This is a genomic window from Arthrobacter sp. SLBN-112 (assembly GCF_030944625.1).
Lineage (GTDB): Bacteria > Actinomycetota > Actinomycetes > Actinomycetales > Micrococcaceae > Arthrobacter.
In genome coordinates this window covers 2,185,617-2,199,933 of record NZ_JAUSXY010000001.1, presented here as the reverse complement: position 1 = coordinate 2,199,933, position 14,317 = coordinate 2,185,617, and the positions used below count along the sequence as shown (strand labels likewise).

Annotated in this window: 12 protein-coding genes and 1 pseudogene; 8 read left to right on the top strand and 5 right to left on the bottom strand. The window is 65.1% G+C overall.

The features are described 5' to 3' along the window. Positions 1-39: 39 nt before the first annotated feature. The 4 genes from QF050_RS10385 to QF050_RS10370 are packed head-to-tail and all read left to right on the top strand — an operon-like array spanning position 40 to position 2,898. Positions 40-939: a WXG100 family type VII secretion target gene (locus QF050_RS10385; RefSeq protein ID WP_308930357.1), complete on the top strand. Its 900-nt coding sequence runs from the start codon at positions 40-42 to the stop codon at positions 937-939. A 52-nt stretch (positions 940-991) separates the two neighbouring features. Next, positions 992-1,624 (top strand): hypothetical protein, encoded by a 633-nt coding sequence (locus QF050_RS10380; protein ID WP_308930356.1) that lies wholly within the window; start codon positions 992-994, stop codon positions 1,622-1,624. After that, positions 1,621-2,268: a hypothetical protein gene (locus QF050_RS10375; protein ID WP_308930355.1), complete on the top strand. Its 648-nt coding sequence runs from the start codon at positions 1,621-1,623 to the stop codon at positions 2,266-2,268. The genes QF050_RS10380 and QF050_RS10375 overlap by 4 nt, the downstream gene beginning before the upstream one ends. A 24-nt stretch (positions 2,269-2,292) precedes the next feature. Further along, positions 2,293-2,898 (top strand): hypothetical protein, encoded by a 606-nt coding sequence (locus QF050_RS10370; protein WP_308930354.1) that lies wholly within the window; start codon positions 2,293-2,295, stop codon positions 2,896-2,898. Here QF050_RS10370 and QF050_RS10365 read toward each other — a convergent pair. The 3 genes from QF050_RS10365 to QF050_RS10355 form a co-directional block, all read right to left on the bottom strand. Then, complete coding sequence (locus QF050_RS10365) at positions 2,895-4,754, bottom strand: ABC transporter ATP-binding protein (protein WP_308930353.1); 1,860 nt, start codon at positions 4,752-4,754, stop codon at positions 2,895-2,897. The genes QF050_RS10370 and QF050_RS10365 overlap by 4 nt on opposite strands. A gap of 131 nt (positions 4,755-4,885) precedes the next feature. Further along, positions 4,886-5,179 (bottom strand): antibiotic biosynthesis monooxygenase, encoded by a 294-nt coding sequence (locus QF050_RS10360; protein ID WP_308930352.1) that lies wholly within the window; start codon positions 5,177-5,179, stop codon positions 4,886-4,888. 24 nt (positions 5,180-5,203) lie between these two features. Further along, on the bottom strand, positions 5,204-6,202 hold the full coding sequence (locus QF050_RS10355; protein ID WP_308932145.1) for a LacI family DNA-binding transcriptional regulator: 999 nt from the start codon (positions 6,200-6,202) through the stop codon (positions 5,204-5,206). A gap of 164 nt (positions 6,203-6,366) precedes the next feature. On the opposite strand from QF050_RS10355, the gene QF050_RS10350 reads away from it, so the two are divergent. The 4 genes and pseudogenes from QF050_RS10350 to QF050_RS10335 all read left to right on the top strand — a co-directional run bounded on the left by QF050_RS10350 (position 6,367) and on the right by QF050_RS10335 (position 10,384). Beyond that, positions 6,367-7,485: a substrate-binding domain-containing protein gene (locus QF050_RS10350; protein ID WP_308930351.1), complete on the top strand. Its 1,119-nt coding sequence runs from the start codon at positions 6,367-6,369 to the stop codon at positions 7,483-7,485. A gap of 24 nt (positions 7,486-7,509) precedes the next feature. Continuing rightward, positions 7,510-8,556: an ABC transporter permease gene (locus tag QF050_RS10345; RefSeq protein ID WP_308930350.1), complete on the top strand. Its 1,047-nt coding sequence runs from the start codon at positions 7,510-7,512 to the stop codon at positions 8,554-8,556. Beyond that, positions 8,553-9,348 (top strand): annotated as a pseudogene (locus QF050_RS10340) (ATP-binding cassette domain-containing protein). Before QF050_RS10345 ends, QF050_RS10340 begins: the two are co-directional and overlap by 4 nt. Before the next feature lie 100 nt (positions 9,349-9,448). Further along, positions 9,449-10,384 (top strand): carbohydrate kinase, encoded by a 936-nt coding sequence (locus QF050_RS10335; RefSeq protein ID WP_308930349.1) that lies wholly within the window; start codon positions 9,449-9,451, stop codon positions 10,382-10,384. Positions 10,385-10,449: 65 nt separating this feature from the next. Here the strand turns inward: QF050_RS10335 and guaB are convergent, their stop codons facing one another. After that, a complete protein-coding gene (gene guaB, locus QF050_RS10330) occupies positions 10,450-11,961 on the bottom strand; it encodes an IMP dehydrogenase (protein WP_308930348.1) in 1,512 nt (503 codons plus the stop codon). A gap of 200 nt (positions 11,962-12,161) precedes the next feature. After that, entirely contained in the window at positions 12,162-14,234 is a 2,073-nt protein-coding gene (locus QF050_RS10325) for an acyltransferase family protein (RefSeq protein ID WP_308932144.1), read from the bottom strand. Positions 14,235-14,317 lie beyond the last annotated feature (83 nt).

The following is a 14,317-nucleotide window of genomic DNA, read 5'->3' as shown; positions in this document are numbered from 1 at the left end:
GTGAATGCTCCCGTGACCACCTTCCGAGGAGAACCAACCATGGCCCCTGGCCTTTACGGCGCTGACATTGAGCAGTTGCGGTCGTTGTCCAAAACCATGGACCGTTCCGGCGCCCGCCTGCTCGAGACGGAACGCCAGATCACCAGCCTGGTATCGAGCGTCGAGTGGAAGGGCATCGACGGCAGCCGCTTCCGGCGCGAATGGAGTGACACCTGGCGGCCCATGATGAAGCGGACTTCGGAGTCCCTGCTTGATGCCTCAAAGACGCTCCTTACGCAGGCTGACGAGCAGGAACAGGCAAGTACAGGTGCGGCCAGCGGCCCTTCCGGGGGGCCGGTGGGGCCTCCAGCGCCCGGGGCACCGGGCGCTAATCCGGCCGGACCGCTGGACGCCGTTCTCGCAGTTGCCGGAAGCCCTGGGTGGTGGGGCGCCAACACGGCGGTGACCGCGGCCGGGCTATATACGGATGACCTTCTGGCGACAATGGCCAAGGGTGGGCTCCTGACGAAGCTGACCAACTGGCCCTGGCTCAGCGCACAATACGCCCAGGTTCCGGGGGTTGGCTACGTACGCGGAACCCAGCTCCTCAACGGCACGTCGATGTTGGGGCGACTGTCCGGCGGCCTGGGAATCATCACGGGCGCGTTTCAAGTGGCCCATGGCATGGACACCGGCAATACGGGAATGGCGATTGACGGCGGCATCTCCACGGTCCTTGCCGCCGGCAGCTTTGTTCCCGGGGCCGGCCCATTTTTCGCTGTTGCAGGCATTGCCTGGGGCGGGATGGGCCTGCTTGCATCGAATCTCGGCTACGGGTCGGCCTCCGAGATGGTGGCAGATGCCACCAAAAAGACGGTCGATGCGGTGGCAGATGGCGCCAAAAAAACGGTCGATGCCGTGGCCGACGGTGCCAAGAAGGTATGGGGATGGCTCACCTGACCGCCCCGCTTCCCTAGACTAAGACCCGAGACCTGACGACCCTAAGGCTGCCGTGACTACTCAAGAAGACGCACCCCTGCTCATCACCGAACATGAGCTCATCGCCCTGATCGCCCTGGCCGGAACGGCTGGAGCGCTGAAATGCCAGAGCCTCTTCAGGCTTGACCACGCTGCCGGTGCACCACTCGAGCAGGCGGGGGTAGCCACGCTCCTGGAACGAGGGCTCATGACGGTCGAAGCGGAGAGCCTGGTGCCGGCTGGCCTGGCCACTGGCGTGGCAGGGGTCCTGGCGGACGCCGACGCATGGCTGGAGGTTGCGCTGGTGACGCCCGAAGCCGAACACGTCTATTTCCTGTTCGGCTCGGGTAATGGGGCCTTGATCCTAAGCCTCAGCAAGTACGGTGTCCATGAACTGCGCCCCGTGACCAACGCGGACGGAATGTTCACCACGGCAATCGAAATGGTCCGCTATTATCTCGGAACGGCCCCGGACGGACGGCCCGCTGCCGGCACGCTCCGCCGCCATCTTGCGGACGGCACCTTCCACTCCGTCCATGTCAAGGCAGCGCCGGATGGATCCCTTGAAATCGTCACCGGTGACGAACCACAGCCTGCACCCGCGCCGCTGGGCCCGGAGGACCTGGAAGACCGGATGCGCCAGGGACTGGGCCTGCTTCCGGCATGACACACCACGTTCCATTTCCCGCCGGCGCGCCCGTCCACTCCCTCGACCACTGGCTGTCCCCGGAACTGGCCGGGATCAGCCCGGCAAATGCTCCGTCCCGGCTGCGCCAACTGGCCGACGCCCAAGGGACCCGCGCCGCCGGCTGGAGCAGCGCAATCGCCGGCGGCCCCGTCTTGGCTCTGGCGGGCATCTTCTTCTCCGTCACGTCGGGGAACACTGCCGCAGTGCTCGTCCTGGTCCCGCTGGGAGCGGTCCTGATGCTTTTGGGCTTCTTTGGATGGCAGCGGGCCCGGGCCACCCTGCCCAACACAGACAGGGTCCTGATCAGCCGCGGCCCGGGATCCGCCCGTGGTGGCGTCGCCATGGTGTCCGTGCTCGCAGTCGCGCTGGGCGCGATCATGGTCCTCTATCTGCCCTCGGCCACGGCCAAGGGCAGTGGTGCGGTACAAACACTCGTGGGGGCCTTCGTACTCATCCTGCTTCTCCTGGTCGCATGCATCGTGGTCCCGTCAACGGTCATGGGAAGGGCCCGGCAGTCGTTCCGGCACCGGGTGCAAACCAACCCGGAGCTTCGCAGGGCAGTTGAAGCGGATTTGGCTCTCTGGCGCGATCCTCATGGCAATGCCGCCTACGGCCCGCTCTGACAACCGGTCAGCCGCAGGATTGTGATGGGCAGGCGCTGGATGTTCGACGGGCATATCGCGGGTATTGGCACCGCATCCGGGCTCCGCACCGTAGTGGGCATCTGGCAGGACTCCCCCTTCGGTTCGTTCGCCGATGTCATGGTGCAGCAACCCTCAGGGCATCGGGTTCTGTTGGCGTCCCGACGGGACGTGGCAGAGTTCATCGCGGCCACCTACACCTTCGATGAGGTGCGGGTGGTTGACGTTTCCGCCGTCCTGGGTGCCCGGGCACTAAGGGTCGACGCCGGTCCCTTGGCAATCCAGGCCGTCACCGGAGCGAGGACTTTCCTGGGATCAGCTTTGCGGGCCGTGCCGCGGCGCCTCGCGGTGCACCCGCGCTGGCTTTCCGCCGTCAATCCGCTCGCCGCGTTGGCGGCACCCGGAGCCCGCACCTACGGCACGGCGGGAAGCGGAAGGGCGGAGTATTACGGGGTGAGCGACCTGCACCACGTCACCTCCGCCGTCGTCAGCTGGGAAGGGGCCGACGCCGGGACGCTGGCTCCCATCCGGCCTGCCGTTACGTTCGGGTTCAGCAGCGTCCCGCCCCGGCCCAGCCTGGCGCGCGTTCGCACCACCGTGGTGGAGGCCTAGATTCCGGTGGGTTCCTCGACAGTCAACTGGGATTCAAACATCCTGAAGTACCTGCCGCGCAGGGCCACCAGTTCTTTGTGCGTGCCCTGCTCGACGATCCTGCCGTCCTCCAGCATGTACACGACGTCGGCCTTCTCGATGGTGGCCAGCCGATGGCTGATGGCAATGATGGTGCTGCTGCGGTCCGCGAAAAGGCGCGTGAAGATCCTGTGCTCGGCAAGGGCGTCGATGGCGGACGTGGGTTCGTCCATCACCATGAATGATGCGTCACGGTAGAAGTTCCTGGCCATGGCCAGCCGTTGCCATTGGCCGCCGGAGAGGCCGCTGCCCTTACGCCCGCGCGGGTCTTCCATCCAGTTGCTGACGTGGTTGTCCAGGCCGTTGGGCAGCTTGTTGATGAACTCCAAAGCTTCGGCGTCTGCTGCCGCCCGCCGGATGCGGCTCTCGTCGCGCCGGCTGTCGACGTCACCGAAGTAGATGTTCTCCGCGGCCGTGGCGAACTCATATTTGAGGAACTCCTGGCTGAGGACTGCCAGGTGCCGGTGCCAGGAGGTGACATCGACGGCGGCGAGATCCACGCCGTCGAGCAGCACCTGTCCGGAGTCCGGGCTGTAGAGGCCGGCGAGGATGCGGATCAGCGTGGACTTGCCGGCGCCGTTTTCCCCCACGATGGCGATGTGCTGGCCCCGCCTGATGGTGAGGCTGATGCCACGGATGACCTCGATATCGCTGCCCGTGTACGTAAACCGGATGTCCTTCAGTTCAACTTCCTGCGGGGCCTCCAACAGCGGCGGTGCATGTTCCGAGTGCACGGGCATTCCCATGAAGGTCTCGTAGTCCGTGAGGTTGGCCAGGTCTTCGTCAATGGAACTTAGGGAGGACACCAAATTGTTGGCGGTGGACAAAGCACGGCTGACGATCTGCTGGACGTAGAGGAACTGGCCCACGGGCTGGGCCCGGACGATGACCTGTCCCACCACCCAGATCAGCGAGACCACCTCGGCACCGTATTGCAGTGCGTCCGCGGCCAGTTGCCTGGGGATGTAGCGCCGCTGGTAATCGAGCCGCCGCCGCTCGTCCGCGTCGCGCAGGCGGGAACGAAGGTCCATGAGGAAGCCGACAATGCCGTAGAGCCGCATCTCTGCGATGTGCTGCGGGCGAAGCAGGTTGGTTTCGATCATGCGCCGCTGGCGGCGTGAATCCACCTGTGTGTTCCAGTGCGCAATCTGCTCCCTGGAGAGCTTGAACTGCAGGTACACACTGGGCACGATGGCCACCAGCACGATGACGGCGATCCACCAGCTGACCAGCAGCAGGGCACCGATAGCCAGGATGACCGAGACCAGCTGCGTGAAGATCGCGGCAATCCGGTCCAGGACGCGGGCGTACGAATCCGAGAACCTCTTGGCCCGGTCGTAGAGGTCCACGGTTTCCTTGTCGTCGTAGCGCCAGAATTCCAGCGCAAGGAAGCGCTCGTACATCTGGTCGCCCACGATGGCGCCCACCTTGAAGCTCATGAGTTGCTGGATGTAGCGGTCAACGCTGTTGAAGGCGCCCCAAAAGAGTCCCAGGGCAGCGGTGACTACGACGTAGACGATCGCAAGGCGCCCCGCTCCGGCGTCGCCGGCATATGCCGCCGCCAGTGCTGTGGTGGTGAGGGACGCAAAATAGGTGGTGACCAGGGGAAGGACGGCCGAAATCAGCGAGCCGAGCACCTTCATGATCACCGCGCCCGGGGACGCCCGGAAACTGACCCGCAGGACCTGGGCAACCGCGCGGGCGTAGGGCCGTATGGCAAGCCGCCGTTGGGGTTCCCGCTTGGGACTCAGTTCCGCCGGATGGCGTGATGGAGGCATGCCTCAAGCCTAGAGCGCGGAAGGAGCAAAGGAGGTAGCGCTGTTCGCCGAGGGCGGCTGAGCAAGCAGGTTTCAGCAAGTCCAGCCGCCGGCGTCACGGTGGGTGATCCTGCTGACGCCCCAAGTCGAAACTAGTCCGCCGGTTGCAGCCAGGTCAGGACCGAGCCGTCCTCTTCGATGTGCCGTGCCAGCTCGGCATTGAATGTGGCTCCGTAGTCGGCGGTGATGTGCTCCTGGAAAGCGTCGTCGTCCCGGTACACCTCGAACACGAAGTATTCACGCGGGTTGGACTCCCGGGTATAGGGGAGGAAATGTTCGTTGCCCGGCTCGCGGCGCACGCGCTCAGTCAGTTCCCGCATCATCTCCGCGACGCGTTCTTCGCTTCCGGGCTTGACGGTGAATTCTGCATACAGTGTTTTGGCCATGGGTTTCCTTCTTTCTGTGGTGGGTCAGTTCGAGGGCGGCAGCTCGCCCGAGCCGCGCACGATCAGTTCCGAGGGGACGACATACGTCCGGGGGGCGCTGTCGTCGCCGTCCATGCGGGCGAGCAACCGCTCAGCGGCGAGTTTCCCGATCCGGTCAGGATGCTGTGCAATGACGGTAATGCCCGGTTCCATCATGTCGGCGAGCGTGAAGTCGTCGAAGCCCACCAACGCCACCCGGTGGCTGGCTCCCCTTTCACGCAGTGCCCTCATAACGCCGAACGTCACGAGGTTCTGGCTGGAGAAGATGGCAGTAGGCGGGTTGTCGGACGCAAGGAGTTCGTGGGCAGCGAGCCGCGCTGATTCTTCGTCGTGCAGGCCATCGCGAAGCGGAACAGAAGCCGTGGCAACGCCGGCCCTGCCGAGTTCCTCCACGAAGCCCCTGCGGCGATCGCGGGCAGTCTGGATATCAGGGCGGTCCCCCAGGTAGGCAAGTTTCGTATGGCCGTGCTTGAGGAGGTGGGCCGCAGCACGGGCAGAGCCGGCAGCGTTGTCAGTTACCACGGCGTCGGCCTCGATTCCGGCCGGCTCGCGGTCGATGAAGACGAGGGGCAGGTCCCGCGAGTGCTCGGGGATCACGTAGGCCTGGCTCCTGGCAATGGGTGTCAGGACCATTCCATCCACCCTGCGCCCGAGGAACGCTCCCACCAGGGCTTTCTCCCGCTCGGCGTCGTCGTCGAGGCTTGCAGCAAACACGGCGATTCCGCGCTCGGCGAGGGCGTCTTCCAGTGCGCGATGGATTTCGCTGCTGAAAGGGTTGGCAACGCTGGGCAGCAGCAACCCGATGGACAAGGTCTTTCGGCCGGCGCGGCGCAGGCTCCCCGCTGCCATGTCCAGTTGGTAGTTCAACTGCTGGGAAGCTCCCAGGACACGCTGGCGCGTCGCCGCGGAAACGCCGGGCTCGTCATTCATCACCCGGGAAACAGTCTTGATCCCGACGCCAGCCAAGGCTGCCACATGGCGCATGGTGGGTCGGTTCATGCTGACCTCGGACTGGTAACGATTAGACATCGTTGTCAATACCTCGCTCTTCATCATCAATTCACACTTGACTCTACCCTGTGACGTTGATTACATGAGCGATGACATCGTTGTCAGGCACGGTAAGTGCCCTGAAACCAGGAGATTCAATGTTGAGTTCCAAGACCCCGCGGCAGGCCGCCATTCGTTCGCTCGCCATTGGTGCAGTCCTGACCGTGGGCGCCATGAGCCTCTCGGCCTGCGGAGGCAACTCTTCCGCAACCGGATCCACCGACGGTGCCTCGTCGGAAAAAATTGGTGTCTCTCTGATCGTGAAGACCACGTCGAACCCGTTCTTCGTCTCCATGCAGGACGGCGCGAAGAAGGCGGCCGCAACGGACGGCGTCGACCTCAAGCTTGCGGCCGGAAAAGCCGACGGAGACGAGGACACCCAGATCCAAGCGATTGAGAACGCCATCTCCAAGGGCGACAAAGGCATCCTGATCACGCCTAACGGTCCGTCCGTCGTCGATGCCCTGAAGAAAGCCAAGGACGCCGGCTTGTTCGTGATAGCCCTGGACACGCCGCCGGACCCCGCCGACGCCGCCGACATCACCTTCGCCACCGACAACTTCGCCGCCGGCGAGCTGATCGGCAAGTGGACCGCTGCCCAGCTTGGCGGCAAGAAGGCCACCATCGCGCTGATCGACCTCTTCGACGACAAGGTTGTCTCCGTTGATTACAACCGCGACCAAGGTTTCCTGACCGGCCTGGGCATCGACACCGCCGACAAGAAGAAGAACGGCGACGAAGCCAAGACCGGCAAGTACACCGGCGGCAAGGGTGGCGAGTACGAAATTGTTGGCAACCACGCCTCCCAGGGCGCCGAAGACGGCGGACGCACCGCCATGGAAACGCTGCTCTCCAAGAACCCGAACATCAACGTTGTCTACACCATCAACGAACCCGCAGCCGCCGGCGCCTTCGAAGCACTGAAGTCGGCCGGCAAGGAAAAGGACGTCCTGGTGGTTTCGGTCGACGGCGGTTGCGCCGGTGTGAACAACGTCAAGTCCGGCGTCATTGGCGCTACTGCCCAGCAGTACCCGGTAAAGATGGCCGAACTCGGAGTCAAGGCAATCGTGGAACTGGCCAAGACCGGCAAGAAGCCGGAAAACTCTCCGGGCCTCGACTTCTACAACACCGGCGTGGAACTGGTCACCGACAAGGCAGCTGACAGCGTCAAGAGCATTACGACCACGGACGCTACCCAGATCTGCTGGGGCAAGTAAGCCGGAACTGCGACAGGAGCAACGATGACCCAGCAACAAACCGCAGGGCCGCCGGTTACCGGGCCCACCGACTTGGCCGAGGAATTCCTCGATCGCCAAACTCCCCTTGGCCGCATCCGCAATGTGCTGCACCGCTACCCGGCACTGAGCCCGGCGATCGTGCTGCTGGTCGCGGTGGTGGTGTTTGGCCTCCTCAACGACCGCTTCCTGCGGTTCGAGAACCTTTCCCTGATCACCCAGCAGGTTTCCGTCGTCGGAACCCTGGCCATCGCGCAAACACTCATCATCCTCACTGCGGGCATCGACCTGTCCGTGGGCGCGGTGATGATTCTGGCCTCCATGGTGGTGGCCCAACTGTCGGTGAACAACGGGATGCCGGCGCCGCTGGCGCTGCTGGCGGGACTCGTTGTCGGGCTCGGCGCCGGGGCGCTCAACGGCTTCCTGGTGACACGGTTCAAACTCCCACCGTTCATCGTCACGCTGGGAACATTGAACATCTTCATCGCCCTGACCCTGCTGTACTCCGGCGGCTCCACCGTCCGTGGCTCCAGCATGCCGGGTCTGCTCACCTGGATGGGCAGCACCTTCCCGGTGGGCCCGGTCAGGATCTCCACGGGCGTGCTGATGATGCTCCTGCTGTATGTTGCGATCGCATTCATCCTGGGCAAGACCGCTTGGGGACGCCACGTTTACGCAGTCGGCGATGACAAGGAAGCGGCCCGCCTGGCGGGCATCCCCGTGAACCGCGTCCTGATGAGCGTGTATCTGGCAGCGGGCGCCGTCCTCGCAATGGGCGCGTGGATCCAGATCGGGCGCACCAACGCAGCAAGCCCCAATGCGGGTGTGGACCTGAACCTGGACTCCATCACCGCCGTCGTGATCGGTGGAACCAGCCTCTTCGGCGGCCGCGGTTCAGTCTGGGGCTCCCTCCTCGGTGCCCTGATCGTGGGCGTCTTCCGCAACGGGCTTTCCCTGGCCGGCCTGGACGTACTGTTCCAGACGCTTGCCGTCGGCGTCCTCATCATCATCGCTGTGTCGATCGACCAGTGGATCCGAAAGGTGAAGTCATGACCTCCACCGGGCTTGAATCCCCCGAGACCGAAACCCGGCAGCCAATCCTCCAGGCGCGGAACCTCGTCAAGACTTTCGGCAAGGTGGTTGGCCTGGACGGTGTCAGCCTTGACCTGTACCCGGGCGAGGTGCTGGCCATCATCGGCGACAACGGCGCCGGCAAGTCCACCCTCATTAAGTGCCTCACCGGTGCCGAGGTTCCGGACTCGGGCGAGCTCCTGGTTTCCGGCCAGCCAGTGCACTTCAAGCGTCCGCAGGATGCCCGTGCGCATGGAATCGAAACGGTCTACCAGAACCTTGCCGTCTCGCCCGCCCTGGACGTGGCGTCGAACCTGTTCCTGGGGCCGGGAAGAACGGGTGGCCGGCCCGCTCGGGTCCATCTTCAGGGTCCTGGACACCAAGGGCATGCGGCGAAAGGCGAAGGAGGAGCTCACCCGACTCGGAATTTCGACCCTCCAGGATGTCACCGTCCCGGTCGAGAACCTTTCCGGCGGCCAGCGTCAGGCCGTGGCCGTGGCGAGGGCAGCAGCGTTCGGTTCCAAGGTAGTAGTGCTGGACGAGCCGACCGCGGCGCTCGGCGTGAGAGAGTCCAACCAAGTCCTCCAGCTGGTCCGGGATCTCCGGGACCGCGGTCTTCCGGTCATCCTGATCAGCCACAACATGCCGCACGTGTTCGACGTTGCTGACAGGATCCACATCCAGCGTCTGGGCAAATGCGCCGCCACGATCACCCCGAAGTCGCACAGCATGACCGACGCCGTGGCCATCATGACCGGCGCGGCCACAGCCTGACCCCGTACGACCGCTTTCCTTCACTCTCCCTTCCTGTTCGCGGACCTGCTCGCCTGCCCGGGCGGCAGGTCCGCGCCCGTCTTCACGAAAGATTGCTCATATGTCCTACACCAATGGCTCCGGCGCCAGCACCTCCACTCCCGATGTCATCGTGGTTGGCGAAGCACTCGTCGACGTCGTCAGCACCTCCGAAGGCACGATGGAGCACCCCGGCGGTTCCCCGGCCAACGTGGCATACGGGCTGGCACGGTTGGGTGTGCGAACCAGCCTCCTGACCTCAATCGGCGACGACGAACGCGGCGCTCTGATCGAGCGTCACCTGGGCAGCGCCGGAGTTGCACTGCTGCCAGGGTCAAAATCACCGGGCCGCACGGCGTCCGCCACCGCCACGGTGGGCGCGGACGGGTCCGCCAGCTACGAGTTCGATGTTTCCTGGGAGCTGCCGCCGGTGCACCCCGCCCACTTCCCCAAGGTGCTGCACACCGGCTCGATCGCCAGCTTCCTGGCGCCGGGAGCCGGTTCCGTCAAGAGCCTCCTGGAACGGGCGCACCGTGAATGCCTGGTTTCCTACGATCCCAATATCCGCCCCGCACTCTTGGGCAGCCACGCGGAGGCGCTCGCTGTTTTCGAAGACCTGGCTCCCCTGGCGGACGTGCTGAAGCTTAGCGACGAGGATGCCCGGTGGCTCTACCCGGGTCTGACGTTCGAGGACGCCGCGGCGCGGATCCTGGAACTTGGCGCGGGCCTGGCTGTGATCACCATGGGTTCGGCCGGCTCGCTGCTCGCAACACCGGCCACACGGGTGCAGATTCCGTCCGTTCAAACGGTAGTGGCGGACACCATCGGGGCCGGCGATTCCTATATGGCAGCCCTGATTTACGGCCTGCTCTGCCGAAGCACCGATGGCTTGGCGCCCTCCGTCCTGGAAACCTTGGGCAGGACAGCATCGAAGGCTGCGGCGATCACGGTCAGCCGGCCGGGCGCCAATCCTCCAACCCTCGAGGAGCTTACGTCGGAACTGCAGCCGGCGGTATAGGGGATTAAATTCGGAAGGAGGTGGGGAATTTCCCCACCTCCTTCCGCAGCATTACCCCACCGGGATCAGCGCGAACCGTAGTTCGGTGCTTCCACCGTCATCTGAATGTCGTGCGGGTGCGACTCCTTCAACCCGGCGGAGGTGATCCGCACAAATTTGCCGCGCGCCTTCAGCTCAGGGATGGTCGGAGCGCCGGTGTAGAACATGGTCTGGCGCAAACCGCCCACCAACTGGTAGGCGACCGAGGACAGCGGTCCACGGTACGCCACACGGCCTTCGATGCCTTCCGGGATCAGCTTGTCGTCGCCGGAGACGTCGGCCTGGAAGTAACGGTCCTTGGAGTAGGACGTGTTCTTGCCGCGGGACTGCATGGCACCCAGGGAGCCCATGCCGCGGTAGGACTTGAACTGCTTGCCGTTGACGAAGATCAGCTCGCCCGGGGATTCGTCGCAGCCGGCGAGCAGGGAGCCGAGCATGACGGTGTCGGCACCGGCCACCAGGGCCTTGCCGATGTCGCCGGAGTACTGCAGGCCGCCGTCGGCAATGAGGGGAACGCCGGCCGGAATGGCAGCCTTGGCGGACTCGTAGATGGCGGTGATCTGCGGAACACCCACACCGGCCACAACGCGGGTGGTGCAGATCGAGCCCGGCCCAACGCCCACCTTGATGCCGTCGGCGCCGGCGTCGATCAGTGCCTGGGCGCCCTCGCGGGTGGCAGCCTGGCCGCCGATGATGTCCACGTGCGCGGCTACAGGATCGGACTTCAGCCTGCGGATCATGTCCAGCACACCCTGGGAGTGCCCGTTGGCGGTGTCCACGAACAGGGCGTCCACACCGGCGTCCACCAGGGTCATGGCGCGGTCCCAGCCGTCCCCGAAGAAGCCGATGGCTGCACCCACGCGGAGGCGGCCTTCGTCGTCCTTGGTGGCCAGCGGGTACTGCTCGGCCTTGGTGAAGTCCTTGGTGGTGATCAGGCCCTTGAGCCGGCCCTGCTCGTCCACGAGCGGGAGCTTTTCGATCTTGTTGGTGGCCAGCTTGTGGGAGGCTTCGTCCCGGCTGATGCCCACGTGACCGGTGACCAGGGGCATCTTGGTCATGACGTCACTGACCAGCCGCAGCGGGAAATCGGACTCCGGCACGAAGCGGGTGTCACGGTTGGTGACGATGCCCAGCAGGCGGTTGTCCTCGTCCACCACGGGGAGGCCCGAAACGCGGTAGTGGGCGCAGAGGTCATCCAGTTCACGCAGCGTGGCCTCGGGGCGGATGGTCAGCGGGTTGGTGATCATTCCCGACTCACTCCGCTTGACCCGGTCGACCTGGTCCGCCTGGTCGGCAATGGAGAGGTTGCGGTGCACCACGCCCAGGCCACCCTGGCGGGCCATGGCGATGGCCATACGGGACTCGGTGACGGTGTCCATGGCGGCCGACAGCAGCGGAGTCTGCACGCTGATCCGCTTGGAGATCCGCGACGAGGTGTCAGCGTCGGAAGGGATGACGTCGGTGTGGCCCGGCAGGAGCAGGACGTCGTCGTAGGTCAGGCCAATGAAGCCAAAGGGATTGTGTTCGGGCTCGGTCATGAGTGCGCCTCTTACCTTGGTTGCTGGGCGGGTAGGGGTTGCAGCCGATGACCAGCCCGTAATTACGGAACTGGCCTGTGCAGACGATCCTGCGGGACCACCGTTGGGGTACGGCGTTCCTGGGGCAGAAAGTGTTGACTAAATATTAGAACCTCCGGCCCGATCCCCCTATTCCAAGCCCGCAATGTGAGCAACCGCACTCAGCTCCATCCTGTTGCCGCCAGTAGTCGCTGCTCGAACATGGGGATCATGGTTTCCACGTACGTCCGGGTCAGGTGGTTGTCGTCCTTGTAGACGTAGACGTTACCCACCACGGCTGGGCAGACGCCCCGGGCGCAGATGAAGTCGCTCATGTCCATCAGGTGCAGGCCCGGCACCTTGCCGCGGTAGTTTTCCAGCGGCGACGGCTCAACGAGGGACTCGGCCAGTGCCGGATTGCAGGCCGGCGCGTCCGCGCCATGGCGTTGTGCGCATTGGGGCATGTTGAACGTGAACCGGGGGTTGTCCCGGATGCCCACGATCTCGATTCCCGCGTTGGCAAACGGAGCGACTCCCTGAAGGTAGCCGGGGACCTCCGTTTCGAACGGGGCTTCTTCGTGGGTCAGCGTCGCCACCGTGAAGACAGCGTCCGGAAGGTGTTCCAGGACGTAGGCGGAGCTGGCCCTGTTGTAGGCGTTGCATTCGGCGTTCCGGGCGTCCGATTCCGCGCCGAACCGGCATGCGGGCATCAGCAGTGTCACCAGTTCCCAGCCGCGTGCAGCCGCCACCGGGGCCAGCGCGGCGAGGTACTGCTGGGCATGCGAATCCCCCAGCACCACGATGCGTTTGGTGGCTGGTTCCTCCGGAATCTCCTGCCGGCACCCCTCGAGGATTGGGTCGCTGGTGGCGTTCGAACCTGTGCAGCGCGAGTCGATCCCGGCCCAGTCGTTGTCCAATGCCGTTGGCCCGGGGATGGTCCTCGCGCGCGGAGCCGGCAAGTTTTCGTTCTCCGGGGTGAGCGCCAGCGCACCCGGCGTGAGCTCGCGGGGTTGTGCCGCCGTCGCGCTTTCCTCCGCAGTGAGCGATGTCTGCCACACGGCCACGGGACCGGCCAGCAGGGCACCACAGGCAACAATGACGACGGCGGTACGCCAGGCGCGGAGCTTGGGCCAGTGCCAGTCCCGCAACGGCTTCTCCACGAAGCGGGTGGTAAGGATGGCAAGCACGACGGCGGCGGCTACGATGCCGAGGCCCTGCTTGAGGTTCGGCGCCTCCACCCCCGTGGCCGCCAGCGCCAGCACCAGGACCGGCCAGTGCCAGAGGTAAAGCGCGTAGGAGTTGTCGCCCAGGGCGACGGCCGGCCTGCTGCTCAGGAGCCTGTCCACGCCGAAGCGACTGCCGGACTGCCCGGCGACGATGATGGCGGCGGCAGCCAGCGTGGGCCAGAGGGCCACGTAGCCGGGAAAGGACCTGTCGACCGTGAGGAGCAACCCGCATGACACCATGCCTGCGAGCCCCGCCCAGCCCAGGACCACCCTCAGCGCGCGGCCGGGCCTGAGGTACGGCAACGCGAGCGCCAGCAGGGACCCGAGGGCAAACTCCCAGAGCCTGGCGCCGGTATCGAAGTATGCGTAGGCCTGGTTGGTGGCGGTCTGGTCAATGGAATAGGCCAGGGACGCGGCGAACAACGAGCCGAAAACCACAGCCAGAAATCCCCGGTAGGTGGTGCGCTCCAGCCGGGGAATCCGGCGGACGGCCCGCAGGAGCGCGGCGGTGGCGGCGAAAATGAGCGGCCAGAGGATGAAGACCTGCCCCTGGATGGACAACGACCAGAAGTGCTGCAGCGGGCTGGCTCCGGCATGGTCCTGTGCGTAATAGTCCACCGCGGCGTCTGCCAGCAGCCAGTTCTGGCTATACAACAGCGATGCCCAGGCTTGGTCCAGGACCTGCGGCCAGCGGCCTTGGGGCAGGATCAGCCAGGTGCCGGCCAGCACCCCGAGGATCACGACGACGGCGGCCGGCAGCAGGCGCTTGAAGAGGTGCAGCCAGTGCGCCATCAGCCGGAAGGGCTGGCCGGACTCTGCTTTGCGGACGAAGGAGAGCGTGAGCAGAAAGGCGGAGATCAGCAGGAAGATGTCCACACCGCCGGACACGCGGCCCAGCCAGACGTGGTAGGCCACAACCATGAGGACAGCCAGGGCCCGGAGTCCCTGGACCTCGGGCCGGAAGGTCGGTTTGCGGTTGCGGCTGGGGACGGTTCCCGCCGTTGCCGGTGCCGTCCGGATCCCCGTCATCGACACTTCGAACCCCTCACACCACCGGCCGGCCAAAGCATCCAGCCTACGCACCGGGGTTTGGAAGGGCCAATCCGGGCTCC